General features: G+C 37.1%; 18 protein-coding genes. 5 read left to right on the top strand and 13 right to left on the bottom strand.

All coding sequences use genetic code 11. The features are described from left to right. Window positions 1-201 (top strand): tyrosine-type recombinase/integrase (locus AC1TO9_RS15415; protein ID WP_482059750.1); only part of this gene is annotated, 201 nt, incomplete at its 5' end. A gap of 670 nt (window positions 202-871) precedes the next feature. Here AC1TO9_RS15415 and AC1TO9_RS15410 read toward each other — a convergent pair. The 5 genes from AC1TO9_RS15410 to AC1TO9_RS15390 all read right to left on the bottom strand — a co-directional run bounded on the left by AC1TO9_RS15410 (window position 872) and on the right by AC1TO9_RS15390 (window position 14,039). After that, a complete protein-coding gene (locus AC1TO9_RS15410) occupies window positions 872-1,387 on the bottom strand; it encodes a hypothetical protein (RefSeq protein WP_482059749.1) in 516 nt (171 codons plus the stop codon). 275 nt (window positions 1,388-1,662) lie between these two features. Beyond that, a complete protein-coding gene (locus AC1TO9_RS15405) occupies window positions 1,663-2,304 on the bottom strand; it encodes a flagellar brake protein (protein WP_482059748.1) in 642 nt (213 codons plus the stop codon). A gap of 184 nt (window positions 2,305-2,488) precedes the next feature. Further along, complete coding sequence (locus AC1TO9_RS15400; protein WP_482059747.1) at window positions 2,489-2,950, bottom strand: hypothetical protein; 462 nt, start codon at window positions 2,948-2,950, stop codon at window positions 2,489-2,491. Between the two features lie 393 nt (window positions 2,951-3,343). Further along, the gene (locus tag AC1TO9_RS15395) at window positions 3,344-8,167 is read right to left on the bottom strand and encodes an S-layer homology domain-containing protein (protein WP_482059746.1); all 4,824 of its coding nucleotides are present in this window, start codon (window positions 8,165-8,167) and stop codon (window positions 3,344-3,346) included. Window positions 8,168-8,399: 232 nt separating this feature from the next. Then, window positions 8,400-14,039: an S-layer homology domain-containing protein gene (locus AC1TO9_RS15390; protein WP_482059745.1), complete on the bottom strand. Its 5,640-nt coding sequence runs from the start codon at window positions 14,037-14,039 to the stop codon at window positions 8,400-8,402. A gap of 601 nt (window positions 14,040-14,640) precedes the next feature. On the opposite strand from AC1TO9_RS15390, the gene AC1TO9_RS15385 reads away from it, so the two are divergent. The 3 genes from AC1TO9_RS15385 (at window position 14,641) to AC1TO9_RS15375 (ending at window position 16,224) form a co-directional block, all read left to right on the top strand. Further along, window positions 14,641-14,841 carry a hypothetical protein gene (locus AC1TO9_RS15385; RefSeq protein ID WP_482059744.1) on the top strand — a complete coding sequence of 67 codons (201 nt, stop codon included), beginning with the start codon at window positions 14,641-14,643 and terminating at the stop codon, window positions 14,839-14,841. Window positions 14,842-15,340: 499 nt separating this feature from the next. Beyond that, complete coding sequence (locus AC1TO9_RS15380; protein ID WP_482059743.1) at window positions 15,341-15,670, top strand: hypothetical protein; 330 nt, start codon at window positions 15,341-15,343, stop codon at window positions 15,668-15,670. Between the two features lie 20 nt (window positions 15,671-15,690). Further along, window positions 15,691-16,224, top strand: coding sequence for a hypothetical protein (locus tag AC1TO9_RS15375; protein ID WP_482059742.1), 534 nt, complete (start codon window positions 15,691-15,693; stop codon window positions 16,222-16,224). Between the two features lie 121 nt (window positions 16,225-16,345). On the opposite strand, the gene AC1TO9_RS15370 is transcribed toward AC1TO9_RS15375, so the two are convergent. The 8 genes from AC1TO9_RS15370 to AC1TO9_RS15335 all read right to left on the bottom strand — a co-directional run bounded on the left by AC1TO9_RS15370 (window position 16,346) and on the right by AC1TO9_RS15335 (window position 22,266). Beyond that, complete coding sequence (locus AC1TO9_RS15370; protein WP_482059741.1) at window positions 16,346-16,762, bottom strand: hypothetical protein; 417 nt, start codon at window positions 16,760-16,762, stop codon at window positions 16,346-16,348. 44 nt (window positions 16,763-16,806) lie between these two features. Continuing rightward, window positions 16,807-18,288 carry a DNA cytosine methyltransferase gene (locus AC1TO9_RS15365; RefSeq protein ID WP_482059740.1) on the bottom strand — a complete coding sequence of 494 codons (1,482 nt, stop codon included), beginning with the start codon at window positions 18,286-18,288 and terminating at the stop codon, window positions 16,807-16,809. 212 nt (window positions 18,289-18,500) lie between these two features. After that, window positions 18,501-18,692, bottom strand: coding sequence for a hypothetical protein (locus AC1TO9_RS15360; RefSeq protein ID WP_482059739.1), 192 nt, complete (start codon window positions 18,690-18,692; stop codon window positions 18,501-18,503). A 120-nt stretch (window positions 18,693-18,812) separates the two neighbouring features. Beyond that, window positions 18,813-19,037 carry a hypothetical protein gene (locus tag AC1TO9_RS15355; RefSeq protein ID WP_482059738.1) on the bottom strand — a complete coding sequence of 75 codons (225 nt, stop codon included), beginning with the start codon at window positions 19,035-19,037 and terminating at the stop codon, window positions 18,813-18,815. Between the two features lie 61 nt (window positions 19,038-19,098). Next, the gene (locus AC1TO9_RS15350; RefSeq protein WP_482059737.1) at window positions 19,099-19,284 is read right to left on the bottom strand and encodes a hypothetical protein; all 186 of its coding nucleotides are present in this window, start codon (window positions 19,282-19,284) and stop codon (window positions 19,099-19,101) included. 67 nt (window positions 19,285-19,351) lie between these two features. After that, window positions 19,352-19,594 (bottom strand): hypothetical protein, encoded by a 243-nt coding sequence (locus AC1TO9_RS15345; RefSeq protein WP_482059736.1) that lies wholly within the window; start codon window positions 19,592-19,594, stop codon window positions 19,352-19,354. 529 nt (window positions 19,595-20,123) lie between these two features. Beyond that, complete coding sequence (locus tag AC1TO9_RS15340; RefSeq protein WP_482059735.1) at window positions 20,124-21,140, bottom strand: ADP-ribosylglycohydrolase family protein; 1,017 nt, start codon at window positions 21,138-21,140, stop codon at window positions 20,124-20,126. 46 nt (window positions 21,141-21,186) lie between these two features. Continuing rightward, a complete protein-coding gene (locus AC1TO9_RS15335; RefSeq protein ID WP_482059734.1) occupies window positions 21,187-22,266 on the bottom strand; it encodes a 3D domain-containing protein in 1,080 nt (359 codons plus the stop codon). Between the two features lie 592 nt (window positions 22,267-22,858). Here AC1TO9_RS15335 and AC1TO9_RS15330 point away from each other — a divergent pair. Beyond that, window positions 22,859-23,323, top strand: a complete 465-nt coding sequence (locus tag AC1TO9_RS15330) for a hypothetical protein (protein WP_482059733.1) — start codon at window positions 22,859-22,861, stop codon at window positions 23,321-23,323. Window positions 23,324-23,561: the final 238 nt, after the last annotated feature.

Here is a 23,561-nt window from a genome sequence, read left to right as displayed (position 1 = left end):
CGATATGTTGAATCATTTGGAAAGCCCGGACTTTCTATACATAAATTACGTCACACATTCGCAACTAAATTCCATAAAGAGAACAATGATCTAGCTAAATTGAAGGAGCAATTAGGACATGAAGATATGAATACAACTATGATTTACACGCATATAGGACATGAAGATCGTAGAGACTCGGTAAATAAAGCAGACAGTTGAAGTACATCAACCTACATCTATACACCTATACACCTATACACCTATACAGAGCATCCAACATTTATAAATTGCATGCTCTATCTTATTTATTGAGTTACATCCAATTCGAATTCGTGTAATAAATTAATTATCTTATACAACTATTCCTGGCGCTGACGAGTGTAAGTCTATATTTTTCATATCTTTTGTCGCGTCTTATGTGTAATTTTCATTATGGTTTTTACTATCCAATATGGAATAGGCATATACATGACTATGCATAACATCACTATTAATTTCGTATCATTGATCATGAGGTTAATAATTGTTATTGCAAAAACCATAAGTAGCCAAATGATCGCTCCTGTAAAATTAAACTTTTTAAACATCATTCATCCTCCATAATTCTTGTGAAAACCGATATAACTCCCTCCCACTACCAGTACACTAACATCACATTATCAACATTTGCTTACTATATTGCTCGAAAGTATAAGAATATCATCACCGTTATACTAATCCTTTAGTACATTTCTGAAATTGTTAATTCAGGTTTCAACTTTATCTACTCATTTATCGGTTTATGTCTTCCTTTAACTTAGACCATTTATATAAAGTTACGTTGTAAGCTTCTCTACATATGGTTCCAACGTATTAAGTGAAATTTAACTAAGCTTAACTACGACCTCATTTATTTAGCTATTGGTAAGTCGTCATCATATAAACCAACTGATAATAGCATTTCGTCCCAATCTGTATTCTGATCACCTATGTATTTCCTTAATTCCTTAGCTTTAGGGTATCCCTTATTTTTGTATGTAAATGATATGTATTCTGCTAATGAGTATGGAACACCAAGAACCTCCTTCACATTAAATAACGCATTAATACAATCTTTTTTAGTATATTTCGGGCTTGAAACTTTTGTCATCTTTTTTCGTTTAGTTCGAACAGGACTTACTTCTACTTTATTGATAGCAACTAGTTGTAGAATAACATTTTGCAAACTAACTCTATCAAAAAAGTATTCTTTAATAACCAGTGTATGGTCAGATCCCAACAGTTGGTTAATTGTATTTGCGATCATCTCTGTTGTCTCATTAATGTCACCAAATTCTCTTTTCAAATCGCTCGTTAACTGAAAAGTCTTTTTATGAATTGATTTTCCTGTTTCAAGTAACTCAATAATTACATCAATAGTTTTCATAGGTACTCCTTTTTAAAGTTATTCTATGTTAATTTGTACGCTAGTTCGCTTTGAAATAATAATTAAACGAAAAAACCTCGCACTTAGGGTATCCTAAATGCGAGGTTCTTCCTCGTACAAAGTATTTAATTATGTCTATTATAACGAATAGTTAGTAATTTGTAAATTGTTTTTATTAAATGATCTTAATATCATTAATGCAGTGCTTGCTCATTAATTTTTTTGTCTAGATGCGAGTTAGGTAACAATTTCACTTCATTAGTCTTACTTCAATTTCAATATTTACGTCTTCTCAATTGTTCTTTCATACAATATTTAATTATAAATTCACGATGGACTTCATTGATATGAGTGAACTCCATAGCATAATGACTATCCATTTCTTCATCTTGAACACGGACAACTCTTGCCTCATATGGAATTGAGCGGGGTTGGTTCTGTATATCAGGTAAATGAAGAACCCCTTTAATATTAGATGCCCCTTCTGCTAACAATGATTTTTTTGTAATAAATGAAAATCCACCACCACTTATGTCCTTTGTTGTGATGTTAATGCCTAAATATTTATCCGACGTTATCTCACCAGGAACATCAATATTCATACGAAAGTATTCTCTCTTTTGTATCTTAAGTATTCCTTCAAATTTTGGTTTAATTATGCGTAATTTTTTTAAGTTATTATCCAAAGATGAAATTACTTTTGATTTAAAATGGAAACGCTCCCCTGAAATGCCTTTAAAAAAAACATAAACGGGTTGATTTACTAGTGTATCGAAAGTATCTCTCTTTTTGGAAAAGATTGATCCAATTATAAAAGATTCTACATCGATTTTTTCGATTTGACCAACCAAAACATCTCCGTTCTCCCTTTCTAATTCAAGGTATTGATGTACAAAAAAATCATCTGTATTAAGCATAATTAATTCCTCCTAAAAATATAAACCTAAACAAAGAGAGCACGAACATATCCCATGGATATGCGCGTGCTTCGCGTTATAAGGTATTCAATTTAATTAAATAGTATCACAATCATTTAGCATGGTAAAGTTGGCATTCACTTTATAAGGATTATATCGAATTTATATATTCCCCTCTATTCTTCTAAGGTAGAAGATCAGCTCTTTTTAAGGCCACTTTCCAAGGAGTTGGTGACTTCCAAAATAAATAACGTACCTTAGAAAAGTTTATCAAGTTATGTGTTATAGCATACTCATTATACTCTGAAAGAAGGAATGTCGGTCCTAAAAACTTGGATGCAATTTTTAAATCATGAATTAACTCATCAATTTTTTCCGAATCAGAATCGTTATTAGTTACATTAATAACTCCAAGTGTTTCTAATAATTGGCCCTGTGTAATTAAGCCATTAAAATAGTCTATTAATTGAAGTGAATGATTTCGACTTGTTATTGAATTTATTAGATATATAAGACGTTTTATTTCATCATCAAATAATAGTTTATCGTCTTTAGAATCAAGCATCGCTTTTTGCAAATCAATATTCTTTTGTTGTAGATGTTCCCCAAGTGCTAAGAGCTGTACGATTAACTGGAATTTCTCCAATTTTCCACCACCATTTACATTTTATCAATACCTATTATTGGATTATACCATAAGCTGAAAATTCAAAAATCCTTGTTCATTCCATGGTAGATAAAACGAAGACAGCCTCACCCTAATAAGAGAAATCTAAAACATACCCGCTACGAGAAGGATGCTATCCAGAATCTAATAGAAATCCGGTGATATTCATTGAGCATATAACGCTGTTATATAGAGTTCTACTGAAAGGTAGCTAATAGACCAAAAGCAGCCATCCTCTGACGAGGAATGACTGCTTTTTTAATTTTTCCTATCACTTTCTCCAGTATGGTATATATTCCCTAAAAAAATAGTGTATTTGCGAGTCTCTCGAGTCGAGCATTCTTTTTGCATATAACTTTCAGGTAATTTATTTTACTCATTTATTACCTGTAGCATCCGATAAATCAACACAGCGCTTTCCGCTCTTGTGATATCTTCTTTTGGTTGAAAGGATCCATCCGGATACCCTTCTATTATCGAGTTAGAAGCAAGGATATGAACAGAAGTATTTGCCCATTTTGCAACTTTACTACCATCGTTAAATGATACCATTTCTTTATTTTCTGTTAGCCCATATTTATTCACTAAAATATTTGCTAACATTTTTGCTGATTGTTCGCGGTTTATATTCTCCAAAGGAGCAAATTCCGTTTTGCTGAACCCTATTGCGATATCATTTGCTAATGCTGCGTTTAGCTCAGAAATGTACCAACTAGATTTATTTATATCTCTATAGGTTATTTCTAAGGCATTATCTGGATTCGCCTTTGTAGCCCTTACAATTAGAGCCGCGAACTCCATACGTGTTATTGCACGATTAGGTTCAAACATTTTATCTGTTACACCTTTGATTATGTCCATTTCTGCCAAGTAGTTAATTTCCTCTCTAGCAAACGAAGCGTTGATATCATTAAAGTATAGGTTTACATTAACCTCCACATTATCTGGATTTTCTGCTTTATCCTCTGCTGTTTTTGGAGCAACAACTACTGTATTCGTAATTCCGTTATTAACCGTGCCATGACCTACAGTATCGTTACTACCACTATCTCCAGGAATCGGTTTAACCGGTTCTGGCTTAAGAGTAGTGCATTTAATTACGATCGGTTGGGATTTGTCGCCGAGCGAGTTCTCGGTCCAAATCTCAAAGGTATATTCCACGCCGTCTTTCAAATCTGTAAGAGTGAAGTCTAGATCTTGGCCACGATATATTTCTTTACCATCTTGTTCAATGATAAAAACTTCGTTTTTAAGTTCTGTTTCAAACGAGAAGGTGATCTCCTTCTCTTTATCAGTTGTGACGATTACTTCAAAATCAGAACTTGGTAAGATTACAAATTTGGGAATGGTAATTCCTTGTTCGGCATTTCCTACAGGGTTGTATGGAAGGACTATCCACTGATCATATATTTCCGAGCTAACTAGTCCATCTATTGTGATTGTTGTTTCCGTTGTAGATCCTAATATGTTTCCTTTTTCGTCTACTACGAGATAACCATCAGATCCTGGTACGTCATCCCAAGTTAAATGAACGGAGTCTTTTGTTACAATTGGTTCTTTAGTAAATGTCCCCCCTACATTACTAGGAAGTGTTTGCTGCGTGAATGCTGTTTTAGATCCTTCTCCATTAATGTTACGGGCCGCTACATAAATCGTAGTTGTTTCACCAGGTAATATGTTCGTTACTTGGTATTCTGTACCGTTAATGACACCTAGCTCTTTACCTGCATCATCTGTAATGACATACTCTGTTGTACTCGGTACCGCATCCCACCTTACGGTAAATGAGTCTGACTTAACTTCGACTAGTTTAACTCCGTTTGGTGCATAAGGTAGCGTTACAAAAGATCCATTGACACTACCACCAAACCCAGCAGAGTTACCTGTAGATATACTGTACTGGTATACTTCACCACCTGTGAGACCTGTGATGTGTAGTTCTGTATCTGATACATCGTATGTCTTCTCGTTTATTGTGATTTGGTACTTTGTTGCTCCTACCACAGCATCAAAACGGATGACTACGCTTGTATCAGTCATATCACTCAACGTTACTGTTGTTGGGTCTAGAGACTCTGGTAGCGTAGCAGCTATTAAAGTCTTTCTTTGACCTTCTCCACTACGGTTGATAGGACGAATAGTAAGTTGGAATAATTCTCCGGACCCTAGATTGGTAAAATTGTGATTTGTGATGCCTTTTGATAAGACAACATCCTGTCCCCCATTCAGAGTCAAAATATATCCCTCTGCGCCTTGTACTTCGTTCCATCTAACTGATAATTGATCTGTCCTAGAACTTGTAACTTCGAAGGATCCTACCTGAGAAGGTAACGTCCAAATATTATTAAGATATGAATACTCTCCATACCCTGTTAGATTCTCTGCTGATATTCGATAGTTATATACACTTCCTGCAATCAAATACTCATCTATGAACTGGTTGTTTGGCCCTCCATAAACCGCATGAAAGTCTCTCTCGAGATCATAATATGTTGCAGATGTTACTGTATTCCAGCGTAGATCAATACTTGTTTCACTAATTTGGACATCCGTAAAACCACCCGGTGTGTCTGGCAAGGATAGAAAACCTGCATAATTTGCACGACCCTCTCCATTACTGTTAATTGCAGATACACCAATAGTATAAAATGTACCCGACTCTAAGTTTAATACAGGTTGATATACACTTCCGGTTACAGTTTGGTTATACACTTCTTGTTGCGTCATGTTATCTTTTGCTGTAATCCGGTAACTTGTTGCTGATTCTACTTCAGAAAAAGTAACTAATGCACGATCGCTTTGTCTACCATCTTTTTCTGCCTTTATAGTTGACCCAGTGGGAGCTTCTGGTAAAGTAAGAGCTTCTACCATATTACTATTCAAGCTAGTACCCACATGATTCTTGGCATTCACTTGATACTGGTACTTCGAACCGCCTTTTAGAGAAGAATCCGTTAAAGTATTGGTGGGATACTGTAAAGTCCATATTTGACCGGTTGTGATGTTTTTTACGTTATACTCGTACCCGTCGGTGTAAGCATCACCTTTTGGCAAATCCCATTCTAAGGTTGCAGATGTTTCATCGGATGAGATAAGAACTAACTGAGGTATTGCTGGAAGATCCTGAATCTGCAATGCTAAAGTTTTTTCGACCTTTTCATTTCCTGCGTTATCAGTGGCTTTTGCATGAACATACCATATACCCTCGTCAGTAATCTTTACTGTTTGCTCATTTGAGATTGCATTCTCCCAAAGAGTCGGACCATCTGAACTATTAGTAACCTTAAATAAACGTAGATTATTATCTAATCCTGAGTTTGCATCATTATAAGTAATCTGTACTTCCAGAGGATCTTCTGACCACCCTCTACTATCCGTAGAAAAAGTGATATTTGGCGATATCTTATCAATATTCGAGACAATATAATCTACAGATCTTTGATTTCCAAAGTAATCTATATTTTTAAAAGTATAAGTTCCGTTTGAAGTTACGGTATAAGAGGCATTTGCGCCGCTAACCCAAGTTCCATCAGGTAATTGTGTCTGTTCCACAATTGAAATATCATCCCATCCACTAGCGTAAAGAATAACATCTTGATTCGTTGGTTTTGTTGTACTCGGGGAAACAACAAGATTTGGAGCACCTGTATCATTTATATAAACATGTGCTGGAGCAGATGCATTACCTGCATTATCGATAGCTGTAACATGAATATAATAATCCGTTGTTTTAACTCCAGTTACAACAAAGTCTGATGTAACTGAATCAATTATATCATCAGGAATTGTATCTGGTATTTTATCAATAACATATGAAAACCCTTTAATTCCAGTTGTGTTGACAACAGATGCAACATTTGACTCAATTTTTGATCCTAAACTCTCAGCAACAACTTTATACTTTGAAGAAATACCATTGTCTGTACTCAAGGCATTAACTTGAATACCTTCTCCCTCTTTATAACCCACATTTACTACAGGTGTATTGGGTGAAGCTGTATCCATGCCCACTCGATCTTGCCACGTTGTATTCGTAGTAATTTGTGATAAATAATAAAGAGTATTCGCTATAACCCTCGTTTCTACTTGAGAAATATTAGGGAATGAGTGACCTGAATTAATGATTGCTGTATTGTTGAAAGTATGTACAAAGAAGTTATTAGTACCACTTTGTCCAGTACTTGGAGAAACCGTGATTTCCTTAAAAGGTTCAGTAGAGTAACCCTGTACTTCTGCTGTTTTTATCCACACATCACCTTTACCAAATACACTCAACCCATGTTGGAAAAATATGTCATTTACTTCTCCAACAATACCTACTTTAAAGGGATATTCCGTCAAAAGCCCCTTCTTGGCTATTTCAATTTTATTTCCAGCGGGCCAATATATGGATTGATCACAAGGAGAACCGTCTAAGAGCTCGAAAGAAACCGACGGGTATAGATTTCCGTTTGCATCCCTTCCGCCATAGGCATTGTTATCTGTACTACAACTAGCATTTGTTTGTGTGGCAAATACTTCGACTCCCATCTCATTTGCCAATCGATTAACCCCTTTATCTAGCGCTCTATAACCTATGGTGTGGTGAGAAGTCATAAATCCCCCACCATCATTGATGAACGTTCGTAAATGCTCGACCGCTTGGTCATTTGGGTATATTACATCAGGAAGTAGGTTCCACATTCCATAAAAAACTGAATCATAATTCCAATGTCCAGTAGATTTATTTAAATATTTGGATGGATTATCATTAAAATCAATGATTGATACCGTTTCAATTTGAACCGAATTAATACCCTCTTTTTGAAGCCATGTTTTCAGTATCCCAGAGTCAGGAACAGATTTTCCATTTAAATCAACTTGCCCTTCAGATAATCCTGTATTTGTGACAGAATATATATGTCCCACGGGGTATTCAGGATAAATATTTAATACTTTTACAGTATCTTTAGCCGGTATACTTTCCCACTCTGAAGAATCATTCATGCGATAGACTCTAAATGTAGATCCACCTCCATACGGATTGTTCCATTCTAAATTAATCATATTCTTGTCAGTTACTGCATTTGCCGATAATTTCAAACCACTAGAAGCCTCCACTTCTCCAATCATTACACTTGGAATCAACGGCATTAACATCACGACAACAAGCATTCGAACAATAAAAGTCTTTATACCTTTTAATTTTTTTCTCATTTAAATCTTCCTCCCATAATTTTTTGTTGAAACAAAAAAACACCTCAAACATAGACGGATTTAATCTTCAGTTAATCCACTATTATGATATGGAGCGATCCCTCAATGAACATCCTTGTGATAAATAGAGATACTCCTATAAACGGAATCAAGATGTTTTTAAATGATTATACGTTTTGCAATGAAAAGACCGCAGTAGCATTTCGCTATTGCGGCCAATCATAATCATTTATTATTTATTTTGTAGCATATGGTAGATCAGTTCTGCACTCTCAGCTCTAGTTAGGTTTAGTTTGGGTCTGAATGAACCATCTGGGTAACCTTTGATTATTCCGTTAGAAGCCAGCACGAGCACTGAATCGTTCGCCCACCCTGCAACATCCAAGCTGTCATTAAATTTGTTAAGTCCCATACCTTCTTTCATCCCGTATTTTGTAACCAAAACGTTTGCTAGCATCTTAGCTGTTTGTTCTCGATTTATGTTATGCAATGGTGCAAATTCAGTTTTACTGAACCCAATTGCTATATTATTAGCGATTGCTGCATTTAACTCTGTCATATACCAACTTTTTTTATTTATATCCTTGTACGTTATTTCTAATGCACTGTCTGTTGGTGCCTCGGTTGCTCTTACGAGAAGTGCTGCGAACTCCATCCGTGTAATTGCACGGTTCGGCTCATACATTTTGTCAGTTACACCTTTGATGATATCCTTTTCGGAGAGGTAGTTGATTGCTTCCCTAGCGAAAGAGTTAGCACTTACATCATCGAAGTGATTTACGTCGTTTCCGTTGTTTCCGTTGTTTCCGGTATCTACAGTGTCATCGGGTTTAAGAGTCGATTCTTTAGCCGGTATTACAGTACCCGTCCCTGAACCATCTGTACTTCCCGCTCCGTTACCCCCAGTATCAGGCACTTTAGGTGCGGGGAGTGTTTTACCTATGAGCGTTTGTGGCTCTGATTTATCCCCTTTACTATTTTCCGTCCATACATCGAATGTGTATTCTTTGTTATCTTCTAATCCAGTAATGACTACCGTTGGATCTTGTCCGCGGTAGATCTCTTTTCCGTCCTGTTCAATAACGAATATTTCATTCTTGAGTACAGTGTCAAGGGTAACAGTCAGTTCCTTATTCTTATCTGCAGAGATCGTTATGGTGTAGTCATCGCTCGGTAAAGTCACGAACGGCGGTACTCGGTATCCCTCTTCCGCTGACCCCGCAGGGTTCTTAGGAAGAACAATCCAACCTTCCGTATCCTTACCGGACCCAATACCGCCAATAATGATATTGTTATCGTTTGTTGAATCTATACGATTCCCGTCTTTGTCGATGATGTCATACTCATCTGCACCGGGAACGATATCCCAAGTGATTTCTACAGTGTCTTCCGTCACAGTTGGCTCTTTTGTATCTTGACCACCAACGCTAGATGGTAAGGTTTGTTGCGTATACGAAGTTTTGGCACCTTCTCCGTTTACGTTGCTAGCAGAGATGTAGATTGTTGTCGTATCTCCCGGCAATAGGTTGTCTACTGTATAGTTAGTACCTGTTACAGTCCCTAATACTGATCCGTTAGCATCGGTGATGATGTATTCGGTCGTATTCGGTACTACATACCAACTAACGGTAAATGAATCAGAATGTACTTCATCCAGCTTCACCCCATTTGGTGAATAAGGAAGGGTTACGAATGACCCGGTAACGCTTTCTCCGTATCCCGTTAAGGTTCCTGCGGATACTTCGTAGGTATAGACTTCTGCACCAGTTAGACCATTCAGAATCAGTTCCGTGTTTGAGATATCGTACTCTACCCCGTTTACAGTCACTTTGTACTTCGTTGCACCATGAACGGAATCGAAACGAATGGTTGCACTAGTCTCTGTAATGTCGGTTACCGTGATCGTTGTACTATCTAACGCTTCCGGTAAGGTTGTGCTTACTAGAGACTTACTCTGCCCTGAACCGCTGCGATTTGTTGGTATGACCGTAAATACATACGTTTCGCCAGGTAAGAGATTGTATGCTTTGTACGTTGTATCATTGGATGGGAGAACGGCTTCTTGTAAACCGTCTTTCATCACGGTATACCCTTCAGCCCCCGTAACATTACGCCAAGACACGGTTACACTGTTTGTTGTTGCATTTTCAATTTCGAATACGGCTACTTGCGATGGTAAAGTCCAAATGTTATTAAGATACGAGTAATCTCCGTATCCTGTTAGGTTCTCTGCAGATACACGGTAATTGTATATCGTTCCACCAGTAAGAAAGTTATCTGTGAATGCGTTTAAGTTACCTCCATAGGCCAATCTTTCATCACGTTCTAATTCGTAATACGTTGCTGTTGTTACCGTGTTCCATCTTAAATCAATACTTGTCTCACCAATTTGCACATCTGTGAAACCAGTAGGTGAATCAGGTAGGGATAGGTACCCTGCATAACTTGCTCGACCTTCTCCATTGTCATTAATAGCGGATACCCCTATCGTATAAACGGATCCTGGTTCTAAATTGGAAATCGGTTGATATACCGAGCCCGTAACGGTTTGGTTATATACTTCTTGTTGCGTTGTATTGTCCTTTACAGTAATTCGGTATGTCGTTGCTGAAGGTACACCCGTAAAAGTTACAAGTGCACGATCTGCTTGTCTACCATCCTTCTCTACTTTGATATCTGCAGAAGAGGGTGCTTCTGGTAAGGTTAGTGCATTTACCTTATTACTGCTAACACTAATACCTACATGGTTCTTGACACTTACTTCATAACTGTACGTCTTACCGCCTGTTATTGTAGTGTCTGTATGGGTATTAGTTGGGTAAGGTATACTCCAAGATTGACCTGTTGTTAAGTTTTGGACGTTGTACACATAACCGTCAGTGTATGTTCCTCCAATTGGAAGATCCCACTCTAGTGTTGCAGATGTTTCATCTGCAGTTACAAGGGCTAACGGAGTTGGATCGGGTTGGTTTTGGATTTGCAATTCCCCTGTTATTACCTCAGTTGTATTACTTGCTTTGTCTAGAGCCTTGGCATGAATATACCAGATGCCTTCAGCTGTAATTTGGATATTTTCCGTATCTCCTGTGGCTGAGTCCCAGTTTGTTGGGGTTACAGAACTGTTTGTTACTTTATACAATCGATTATTTATATCTATGCCTGATAGTGCGTCTGAGTAACTAATTGTTACGTCTACCCCTCCATCAGACCAAGGTCGAGATGTTTGCGAAAACTCTATAGTAGGTGCGGTCTTATCGACATATGCATACGTATCGTAACCTTGAGTAACCCAACCTACGTTATCCGTTGCTCTAGATCCTATAGTTATTGTACCCTCTGTTGAGATTACGATAGGGGCTGTGTAGGATAACCAAGTTCCTGAACCTATACGGTACTCAGTGCTCGCTAATCCTGACTGGTTATCTGATCCCGGGTTTATGGTTACCGTTGCCTCTCGACCCCAAGTACCCGGTGTTACAGACGTACCTCCCGCATTCGGTGGTGTTTTATCTACTTTCACTGTTGTTGTAGATATAGGTTCGCTATTTATATTTCCTGCGTTATCAATTGTTCGTGCATCTACTACAGTTACACCGTCATCTGTTATGAAGAACGGAAACGTGTATGTTGTCCAAAGTCCACCGTTCAATCTGTACTCGGTATGTGGGACACCTGTTAATGCGTCTGTTCCTGATATCACGGTGACGGTCACGGTGTTCTTAGTCCATTCTGTCTCGGACGCTGTTACTGTTGGTGCAGTTGGTGGTGTTTTGTCTACCGTTATAGTAGATAAGTACGTTGTAGTACCTATACCGCCTTTGCCATCCTTTGCTGTGATAGTAAAGTTACCGTATGCTCCATCAGGTATTTCAGCTACAGTCCATGTTAAGGTGTACGGTTTGGCTGTAGATGGGCTTGCTACGGTTGTTGTTTTTGTTACCCCGCCCAAGGTCGCTGACACGGTTAAGGTGTCATTATCCGCATCGGTTACAGAACCAGTCACTGTTACGGTTGTTCCTGTTGCGTTTACCGTTACAGGAGTGCTTACGACTGTTGGTACTGGGAACATGTTGTTGGTTGCTTTCTTGACATACCAAAACCCGTCTGAGTGTATACCATCATTAGGGTAAGTCCCGTCTAGGTCTAGGATGTTAGCTTGCAAGAGCGTGCCTTTAATCTGAAATGTTTCTGGTATGCTTGTTTTACTATATCTAGTGGTATTGAATCCGTGCCTCTGTCCGTATATTGAGTGGAACACCTCTTTATACAAGATGCCATCTTGGGATGAGTTATACCAGTAAATATCCCTAAACTCTATATCTACGAAACTCCCAGTTCTAGTAAATAAGCCAGTTGCGGTATTATAGGAATATGAGTCATAACCTGAACTCTTACCAGAATTCTCGTAATAGCCCATTGATACCCAAGGTCCTTCTTTGTATACAGCAGTACTCGACACGTTATACTTATCCCAGTAGAACAAAGCTGTCTTAACTACCGTTAAAGTACCTGTGTAGGTCGTTGTTGCTCCCCCCCCACGTCCATCATCTACGGTTATAATCGGATTCGAAAAGTTACCCTGACTAGTGATGAAATCAGATGTAGTCCATGATAGTGTCCAAGGTTTACCTGTAACGGTGTTCGAAACCGCTAATTGTTTTGTTACCCCGCCTATTGTTGCGGATATAGAAACAGCTTCGTTATCCGCATCGACTACGGTGCCTGTCATCGTAAACGTATCAGAACCTGTTTTTAAGTTGATTGTTCTGTTTCCGGATTGGGTGACTGCTATTGTAGGTACGTTGTTTGGTATTGCACCTATTCTCAAATACCAATATCCGTCTGTATGCAATCCATTAATAGGGTAAGTGTTTTGTGCGGCTCTTATGTCTGCCTGTACTAAAGTTCCCTTAGTTCCCCCGTTATTAGTAAACTTGTTCCAGTAATAATAGACTTGTTGTATTACAGTGAGCGACCCACTGTAATTAGTCGTTGTACTCAATATTCCATCACTTACGGTTATAAGTGGCGTAGGATACACACCAACAGGTACTTCTGTTCCCGACCATGTTAACGTCCATGGTTGTATGGTGGCTGTATTTGAAATCGTTATTGACTTATTCACCCCACCTATTATTGCGTACACTGTCACAACATCATTATCAGGATCGGTAACTGTGCCTGATATAGTAAAGATTCCACCATCATTGTATAGTGTCTGATTTCCTGAGGTGTTAATGGTGAAGGATGGTGCGCTATTAACTATCCCCTTTCGAACATACCAAAAGCCATCGGTGTGTACCCCATCAGTAGGGTATGTATTATTAGCAACAACGTTAGCTTGTATTAATGCACCCCTAGTCTTAGGTGCTGGTGGTATAGCTGTTAATCCTGTTCTAACATAATCTGTTCTCACTTTTCCGTAGTTATCTTGCGATGTACTTTTTCTAATATGATAAGCGTCCGCCAAGTTTAAACTAGTGAACCTAACGTTCATATCACTGGGGATTCCCAGTAAACCGAGATGCAACCTGATGACACCTCCGGATGCTTCAGCAATGAAGTAATTACTTGATGACCAACTACCATCACTGGAATACCACCCAGATCTTTCATCGTAATTAGCATCCTCACTAGGTCCTCCATAATAGCTACCATAGTAAACTTTACTCGAATTCGGGATTATATAGAGGTCCCCCGAGATACCTGGTCCAGTCATCTTATAAACCGAAGAAGGATCTACTACAGCGTACTTATCATAGTAATAATTCGATGCTGCTTCTACCTCCATACTTGTCATTGCTGGTAGCATCGGGATCAACATTACTACGACTAATAGCTTAATCAGTACGTTTTTCCATCTCTTAAACATAAAAATCTCCCTTTCTTGTTGATTTATAATAGAGTAATACAGCTGATGAAATACATATAAAGTTAAATTAACCGCCTGTATTGCCCTGATTTATCAAATTTGGGTATAGGAGTTCATGAACGGTATAAGCTTCCGCCCATGACATCACACTTTTTTTATATACTCTAATATGGATTGCCGATAAGCCTTTCTCCAAAATTCGAGTTTAATCCGAGGCGATTCTGTTTGGCTCATTACTATAACAAGAGCTTCCTCTAAACTCTTATAACTTCTACTTTATCAAAGTAGAAGTAGATTGAACTGAATTCGAATCCCTCAACCCTTTCACTATGTGAAACATACTATAAAGTTTTCAAAGAACTAACATTATGTATTGCATCCCACTTTGGTAGTCAAAACAAAAAAAGCACCTCGTACACAGGCGTGAGCCTATGTGCGAGGTGCTTCCTCGTTTCTAGTATGCAATTAAATTAATTATACCGTTCCTTTGTTTTTAAGTAAATAGATAAAAAGTGATCCCCTCCCGACAATGTAGTTAACTCTCCCACATGATATCAAGGTTTTACCGGACAGAATTATCTACAAAGGGGGACCATTTTTCATGCTCGACAAGAGAACCAATAAAGGCAATGCAATCAAACAACAATTATGGAGTGGAAAAAAAGAATCTCGTGAAAAACTCATCGACATATCTATAATTGAAATGATGCCCGGACTTGCTGGAACTTATACCTGGAGTGGGAAACCTCGTAATGGAGAAATACGCTGCAACATCACAGGCAGTTTAATAAATCGGTCATAAACGGAGATGTTATATCGTTTTATGTTACTGGACCAATTACCATGAATGGTATAAACACAAATGCAACTTTAACACCGATCATAGTCATCGAGTTTGAAGGAGGAGAAGTCACACGTTTAATGAGTGATGACCGCTGGTTTAAAAATGAAACGTGTTTCAAAGTAATCACATAGAAGATTTGCAGTCATCCATATTCTAATTGTTATACTTATTAGAGTTAATATAAAAAAAGAAGCGGGACATTTATCCGCTTCTTCCTGTTCATTTTAATATGCTATTTATGAATCTTCCAAACTGCATTTGAATGTGATGGTTACTGCGAATATCATGTAGATTACACGAATGATCTAAACCAAGATACGGGATACCGCCACATCCACAACCTTAGTGCCCAAAATCATGTTTCTAAACAACTAAAATAGCATCCCCCAAAAATTTAGTATTTATTCAACATTTAGTATAATTAAATAAAATACATTAGATTGAAGGTGTTTTTCAAATGAATCAATTTTTTCGGAATATTATCGCATGTACGATTGGACTTATATTGTTTGGTACTGACCTTTTCACGCAATTCCCTACATTTGAAAGGTTAGACATTACACTTATTGGAGGATATCTCGGTATTTCAATATACCACGCATGGAAATTTGGATATGATAGATTAGATGGGTTTGAATCGCAAATCGTATTTTTGTTTCAACCACTAGTGTTCGCATTTTCCATCGTTGTCTGCATACTGTATGGACTAATCCTTTCTATTCCAAAATTTATCATTTCCTTTTTTCTGTTTTACTCTGAACGTAAGAAAAAAATGCACTTTACATAATTATATACAATCTAAATACTATGAAAACAGGTGAAATATTGACTCATATTAATTTAATCACCATCAAAAAGCCAGTCATTGATCAACAATCAATGACTGGCATACGAGATGCATTGGATAACCTTTCATCATATGGTGTTCTTGCATATCAAAGTAGTATCCTAATGTTCGAAGGTTATGAAGATACTGCAGAGCAACTTTATGAGATCAAACCGGTAAGAGACTGGATCACATCAATGTTTGACGTTTGCCCTTATTGCCTTTATTTTATTAATCCCAAACTGGACACTCATCTTACATTATTAGCTTCTTACGGAGACATAGAGACCTCTCTAGAGGGATATGTTCCTCTATCGCCAAATAAGTACATAGAAAAAGGAATCGATCCTATAATTGATCTTCCAAGGCATAATTTCAAAATCACATTATCTGATCAACAATATGAGCGTTTGGTTTATTCTCTTAATTATTTTGGTCGAGCCATTGGTGACAAAGATGGAGTAAATGAAACCATTAATATGATAAAAACTGTTGCAGGAAGAAATAATATATAATATTAGAAGACCCGAGAAAAGTAAAAAACCGATCCTCTAGAATCTCTTCTAAGGCTCGGTTTTTGTCTCGGGATGTATTTGACCCCTTTATTATTAAGCTTTTTTAACAACACAATCGTAGTTATACATCATTCCCCTTGTACCTTCCTTGTTTTATCAACTGTGTAATTACGATAGCTGCCTTTCTCCAAGATATCTTTGTCTCAATCCTACCAGCATCGTCCAACCATTTGAACTGAATTCCACTGCTATCGTAATTCTCCTCATGTACCTCTGAACCAATTGAATATCGTCCACCAGTTCCATATTCTGCTTTCAACATATCTGAAAATTGTTGAGTGGTTGGATTAGTTATTCCAAAATCAAAAATACGACTTTTCCCTCTTGCGAACCCACTTCCACCTAGCAGTACAATTTCTATTTTTTCTGCTTCCTTGCCCTCATGTGTGTCATTATTATTTACTCCAAAATCGAACAGAGTCATTTGTATCAGACCTTCATTGAATGCATACTCTATCGTGCCTTGGTTCTCTATCATGTGTATCTCTCCTATGAGTTCTTATATTTATTTCAGAATACAACTTAGATTGATAATTCCAACTGACCAAATGATTCTTCGTATTTATTAAATGTTAGTGCATTCCCTGATCCTGTACATAACTCAGGTAAATTTGCTCGAACCAATGCTTCTGCAAATGGAGGTGGTACTGAGTTTCCACACCTGGCATTCTGTTCTGTTATAGGATATTTTTTGCCTTCAGCATCAATATTGATAATGTAATTGGTAGGAAATCCTTGGGCTGCGAATAATTCATGTGGTTTTAGCATTCTCATCCCTATATCGACTATCTGGTATACGACTCCGTTGATTGTGACTAGGTTTAGACTGTCTCTTGATAAGATGGAAAGTAATCGGTCATTCATTTCTTTCTTTTCTGTTGAACCACAAAAGTTGAATAACAAATCTGTTACCTGTTCGCTATGACTCTCTCTGGTTACTCCGGTAAGAGGGTCCATGAAACTCATCTCAGTTCCATTTCTTTGACTTCCATCATGTTTTACTAGGAATACGGTAACTAAACTTGCTTTGTTGACCGCGGTGATTGTATTCAATGGTCTTTCTAATTCATGGCCAATTGAGGTTCCATAATGTTGAGCGATAAATGCGGAGACTATAACGCGTCTATTTGGTGAGTAAGCAATTGAAAAATTAGATAAGGGTTCAATATTATTAGTGATTGCCGTCATCGATTTTTTCAGTTTTCCATTACCGGATCCAATCATACCAAAACGTAGGATGAACGGATCTGGGTGATCTTTCACAAACTTTTTAATCCCTCGTGCGATCCTGCGCTGCGTCTTAGCAGTTAATTCTTTCTTTCGCTCAAATACGCTAACACTTGGTATCAACCAATCAATATTTTCAGAAACCATTTTCCAAGGTTTTAATGCACCAAACTTAACTGCATCACTCTTTGGGTCACCATGTGTTGGAACTGGCCATACAATCGATTTTCCATCACATCGTGCCACTAAGAAGAATCTTTTGCGTATAGTGGGTGCTCCGAAATCACATGCTCGTAGTTCTTTCCACTCGACTTTGTAACCCTGTCGCTTGAGAGCATTTATGAAGGAGTTAAATGTTCTTCCTTTTTGCTCTTCATCTGGGTAGCCATCTTTCATCAATGGTCCCCAAGACTTAAACTCTTCCACGTTTTCTAAAATGATTACTCTTGGTTTAACTGTTGCTGCCCATCGTATAGCTACCCAAGCAAGACCACGTATATGCTTCTCCACTGGCTTATTGCCTTTAGCTTTGGAAAAGTGCTTACAGTCTGGGCTTAGCCATACAAGACCCACTGAACGACCCTTCGTAATATCACACGGGGCGATGTCCCATACTGATTCGCAATGGTGTTCTGTCTCTGGATGATTTGCTCGATGCATAGCAATCGCTGCGGGATCATGGTTAATAGCTATATCTACAGGGTGACCAATTGCTAGCTCAATACCTACACTTGCACCACCACCACCAGCAAAGTTGTCAATTATCATTTCTCTCATAATTCTACCCTCAATCCAGAGTTGAACTCATTTATACTGATCCAATAAAAAACATTTATTGATCCTCCCTAAAAATAGTAAAAAGGCCGATAGGAATCGACCTTTTACTCCGAATGGATATTTGAAATTTGATAAATCGGTGAACAGGCTTATACGATATTCTTTGACAAAGAGTTTATTTCTTAATTTTCCCTTTTCTTTTAGTTTGTGTACTACATTTCATCATCAACTGTTACTAATTGCGACAACATATTGTTTATTGATTCATGTAGTTCCGGATCAAAAGATTTAATCGATTGCATTACGTCGGTTGTAATCTTATCTGGCGACTTTGGATGTATATCTGTCACTGCATCTTTTATAAGGCTTAGTAATTTAACAGCAGTTATCTTATCGTATCTCATTTAAATTCCCTCTTCCAATACTTCAGATTAACAATAGACAGTAATTACCTTATCCATTATTTTATCTTCGAACTAAACATTGTTATGTGTCTCATTCGACATAATCTTCGTGATGCGACATTACACATTCTCGTAAAGTTGTGGTTGTAGAGCGTAAAGCCACTCCTTCGCATCTACATCGTCAATGTTGATCTTGTCACCGATTAGTACATTGACAATATCCCATAGTGCTTTGATGTAATCAGAGCTGTCTTCGAAATAAATTGGAGATACAGCTTCGATTAATACCTGTTTTTCTTTTTCTGTGAGAGAGTTAATGATTTTATCAATTTTCTGCCTTTTCAATATTTATCAGTCCTTCCTTCGTATAATGTGTCATTAATTCACTTAATCTTCGTGATGTGTACTATTCAAATACAATTTTCTCGCATTTTTTACATATAGAAAGCGTTTCATTGTCATTTGCAAGACAACAAAGTATACATAGTCCTGCTTCTTCTAAATCATGGTCAGGAGTCCTCTCGCCACTATTTTCTGTTTTCAACCATATGTCATAGTCATGCGTTTTAATCAATTCTTGTGTTTTATTCATTGTTTTTTCTCCTCTTTATTTTGTCGCTTCATGTTCCTTAAGTGTTACTTGTTTTTCGCACTGCGGATTATACTAAGCTTCTATCTTCAATTAATCTTTCGACACTTACCTTGTAATTTTCGGGATATGCCTCTCTATGATTTGCAATATCCTCTACATCAATAAACATACGATAGGTCAAGTCATAGAACAGTTCATAGCTAACTAAACCTTCCCTCTTAAATACCTTAATTCTATTCTTGTACTTATAGATTTCCTTAATGCCAAAATCAGACCACATTTTTAAAAGTAACAATTCTAATTCATTCATAGATTTAACATCTCCTTATCTCATATTTTATGGCTCAATCGTCTTCATATAAAACCACTACCAAGGTATAATCTAGTTCACCAAAAACAGTAATTACATTGCATTAACAGCGCCTCCAATGAGTCATTATTATCACGAAAATTCTTTTCACAATTCCTATAGGAGTCATTTGACGAAAAAATAGCACTCACACTTAGGCCTATTTTAAGCGCAATGATTGCGTTTAATAATTAGGCACTAGTGTAAGTGCTATTTCATAAATAAAAGCTCTTTCCGACGCATGTCCAAGAACTGAATAAGATTTAATGTATAATATATAATCCTATATTATCACAAGTCTTATTCGAACGGTATACATGTATCACTGTCATAAAACAGTAATCCCATTTTTAAGCAGAGAAATTTCGAATAAGAAAGTACGACACCAACGTATCAAACTACTACCCAGTGTAAATAATTCAAATGACTCCACAGCTTTCATAGTTCAAATCACTCCTTACTTTAAAAATTTCTATTTCCATAATCCGCACTATTTAATGCTATTCATAAATATTGAAGCAAGTTCCTCAATCTCATTTCTCTTTGCAATTTGATTCAACCACTCATCAGGTATATTACTGTATCCATATGCAAGACCAGCTAAACTTCCAGCTACAGATGCAGTTGTATCCGCATCCTCACCGAGATTTACCGCTTCTAATACGACACTACTATAGTCATCATTTCTCAATAAACACCAGAAGGCTGCTTCAAGAGTTTCTATTACATAACCTCCTGAGTGAATTGATTCAATACTCTTATCCCGAATATCGTTATATATGAGAGAAAACATAAGCGTTTCAAGCTCCCCACCCAAATGTTTCTGAATGGACAATCGAGTCATATCATAACTTTCTGAAGGAGTGAATCCTTTAAGAAGATAACAACCCATCTCAACTAAAATAATACAAGCTATTTGTGACCTTCTATGTGCATGCGTTATAGAAGAAACTTCCGAAACGATCGTAGCTCGATCGTAAAATGATAATTTAGAAACGATGAAGATTAGTGGTAATATTCTCATTAAGGATCCATTTCCATTACTATATTCGTCAGTTAAACCGAACTTCGAAGGATTCTCATTGTTATTAAAGATCAGTTGATCCAACGCCATCTGGGTAGTACTGCCAATATCGAACACCTCACCATAGGGAGTCCACAACCCGTTCTGATACCATTCAATGAACTTGTTTGCCATTCTAGATAGATTATAATCTTCTATCAAACTCTCAACAGTACAAAGCATCATCGAGCTGTCATCAGACCACGTTCCTGCAGGCTGATCCCATGTACCAAAACTACGCATTCCTTTAACTGGGTTACGTAATAGTGAATTTCTGCTTCGAAATTCTACGGGCACGCCTAAAGCGTCACCAACGCAGCACCCAAAAATAACACCATACACTTGATCAGTAAGGAGTTGTTTATTCTTAATAATTTCATGTCCCTCTTTAGATAGAATAATTGGGTCAACTTTTTTCTTAAATAAATTAATCCACTTTCGCATATAAAAACCTCCAAGTTTCTTGAACTAATTATAGTTAGAACAAATTTTACTCAAATTTTTTAGGTCCGATAACATAAGCTTTCTGTTCGTATTTACGTCCAAACTTTCGTGCTAGTGTCAGATCTTCCATATAAATATCAATTTTATTGCCTTTTATAGCACTACCGGTATCCTCTGCTTTTCGGTAACCAATTCCTTCAATATATACCCACCATCCAAGTGGTATAACTGCAGGATCAACCGCAATGGTTTGGCCCTCAGTAACATGAGATCCTGAAAAAGTAATACCAAATGCTTCATCCCCTATAGATTTTCCTGTTGATTCAAATCCTGCCGTGTAAGCAGTTAACTCTACATGATCTAATGAAAACTTAAATTTCACCGGCTTCTCTTCTATCGTGACTATCTTTATTTTCGAAACATCCGATACGGTAGATCCATTTGGTATGCTTACTAGGTCCTTTTCGGGAATAACTAACGGCTCCAGTTTCTTAGTTCCGATGGCTATAACCTGTGGAATATATGGATACGTGATCGTTCGTCCAGAAGTATCCTCTTTTGCAATTAATCCATCGAACATCATTGACGCGACTGTAACTTTTACCTGCCCATTTTTACCTTCTTGAACTATTTGTTTCTGTCCCTCTAATAAGTCCCCATCATAGTACTCAACAGATTTGTATGGGATTTCTTCGAAAACTGTTTTAGATCCTTGTGAAACCCTGGTAACTCTGATTTGAACATCAGATACTAATCTTGTAGAAGGAAGTGGATCAACCAAATCATCTTCCCCAATGTATATCTGTAGATCACTTAACACATCACCAACAGTTAGAGCGTTAGTAATAATGTTGATATTATGATTATCTGCTAATACCTCAACTCTGTTTTCAAGTAGAGCGGGTTCTTCCTTCTCTTCATCGCCAACAAATGTAGTACTAATAAGGAAAATAAAACAAAGTACTGGAATCACCGAAGCCACAATCATAATTCTCTTTTTCAGTTGTCTCTGATACATATTTATCTCCCCATTATTAAAAACAAAAAAAGGACCAGAATCCTCTCTTGAGGTTCTGGTCCTTCCAGTTTTCCGAAGTATTTTATTGATGTGATTATTATAGTTCAAACCAATATAACCCGCAAGTGAACTTCATAATATAAATACGACATTTACCTTTGTAAATCTCTTGCCGAAATTATTAGATTCAGTAATATAATTCTATTCCCTATTAAATAAATGCTTGGTCATTCGGGTCATCAAAGCAACTGGACCACCATCCCGATTGAGCTGCAGCAGAATAAATCTGATAAGCACCTACTGCAGTTTTAAGTATAGGCACTATGTAGATATACCGCCCTACAAACCCATAATGTATATTACCTAAGTCTTCACCTGTAACAACTCTAACCTTCAACTTATATTTTTTTGTTACACCATGAGTGGTACTTTTATGATTGTTAGGGATGAGATTAGGAGTATTATTTCTTTCGTTGTGTGCAGTATACTGTCAGAAGACACTCTACTAATATAACAACTCTTATGCTAATATATTGACAATAGAATACTCATAAGTGGAAGAACCACGATTAGGCCCTCAAGGTCTAGTTGCGGTTCCTTTTCTATTGTTTTTTATTAAAAAATAATGTCCATCACGATTAATCACGTGCTCTAGGACATTATATTTATCGATCAATTCTTAAAAAGGAGTGTGTAGGTTATGCTTAATACATCGCTTGGTGTCTTATTACTTGTGCTGGTGCTAATTAATCTAATGAGTTTGTATTGTTTAAAAAAGGTGCTTTTAAAAGATTATCTCTTAGATATGACCTTAGTAACTGTCGCGATAGTCTTCTGTTCTATCTCCTTCATCTCAGGTGAACAAGCATATCTATTAGGAATTTTAATATGTGGAATAAAGATACTGGATATAACGGCTCTCCTAAAGTATATATTTCTATTTGGAGGAATAGGAATATCTATATTAACTGAAAACTCGTTTTACTCATACGTAAGTTTACTATTCTTGTTTCTCTTCTCTTGTATTCGTCTCGTTGAATCCATTATTGAACTCACTTTGTATACTCCAGATGTAAACGATTATGAATCACCATCTATTGAAGAGAGCATCGAATCCGACGAAAGTTTATTCACGTCTGATAAGCATAAAACGATTCTTCCTTAATCTCTTCTTGAGGTACCTAAAGTATTGGCTGGCTTAAACTCAACTTATGTATCAACAAACAAATAGACCTGCCGAAAACAGGTCTGTTTGTTTATATAAGTTATATCTAGATCTGAATTGCACGTTTATTCCGATAAGTATTTTCTGGACTAATCTAGTAGAATAAATTAAAATCCATATATAAAATGTTTGTGGATAATAAGAACAACAAAATTAATATACTTTTTTGGGAGGTTTG

It is taken from the genome of Paenibacillus sp. Y916 (genome assembly GCF_056786435.1).
Note: the sequence above shows the minus strand (reverse complement) of the source record. Positions and strands in the feature narration are given on the sequence as shown.

Bases quoted from the DNA above. Each gene is read 5' to 3' on its own strand.
- AC1TO9_RS15410 (WP_482059749.1), bottom strand. From the start codon at position 1,387: ATGAAAACTATTGATGTAATTATTGAGTTACTTGAAACAGGAAAATCA.
- AC1TO9_RS15405 (WP_482059748.1), bottom strand. From the start codon at position 2,304: ATGCTTAATACAGATGATTTTTTTGTACATCAATACCTTGAATTAGAA.
- AC1TO9_RS15395 (WP_482059746.1), bottom strand. From the start codon at position 8,167: ATGAGAAAAAAATTAAAAGGTATAAAGACTTTTATTGTTCGAATGCTT.
- AC1TO9_RS15390 (WP_482059745.1), bottom strand. From the start codon at position 14,039: ATGTTTAAGAGATGGAAAAACGTACTGATTAAGCTATTAGTCGTAGTA.
- AC1TO9_RS15385 (WP_482059744.1), top strand. From the start codon at position 14,641: ATGCTCGACAAGAGAACCAATAAAGGCAATGCAATCAAACAACAATTA.
- AC1TO9_RS15380 (WP_482059743.1), top strand. From the start codon at position 15,341: ATGAATCAATTTTTTCGGAATATTATCGCATGTACGATTGGACTTATA.
- AC1TO9_RS15375 (WP_482059742.1), top strand. From the start codon at position 15,691: ATGAAAACAGGTGAAATATTGACTCATATTAATTTAATCACCATCAAA.
- AC1TO9_RS15370 (WP_482059741.1), bottom strand. From the start codon at position 16,762: ATGATAGAGAACCAAGGCACGATAGAGTATGCATTCAATGAAGGTCTG.
- AC1TO9_RS15365 (WP_482059740.1), bottom strand. From the start codon at position 18,288: ATGAGAGAAATGATAATTGACAACTTTGCTGGTGGTGGTGGTGCAAGT.
- AC1TO9_RS15360 (WP_482059739.1), bottom strand. From the start codon at position 18,692: ATGAGATACGATAAGATAACTGCTGTTAAATTACTAAGCCTTATAAAA.
- AC1TO9_RS15350 (WP_482059737.1), bottom strand. From the start codon at position 19,284: ATGAATAAAACACAAGAATTGATTAAAACGCATGACTATGACATATGG.
- AC1TO9_RS15345 (WP_482059736.1), bottom strand. From the start codon at position 19,594: ATGAATGAATTAGAATTGTTACTTTTAAAAATGTGGTCTGATTTTGGC.
- AC1TO9_RS15340 (WP_482059735.1), bottom strand. From the start codon at position 21,140: ATGCGAAAGTGGATTAATTTATTTAAGAAAAAAGTTGACCCAATTATT.
- AC1TO9_RS15330 (WP_482059733.1), top strand. From the start codon at position 22,859: ATGCTTAATACATCGCTTGGTGTCTTATTACTTGTGCTGGTGCTAATT.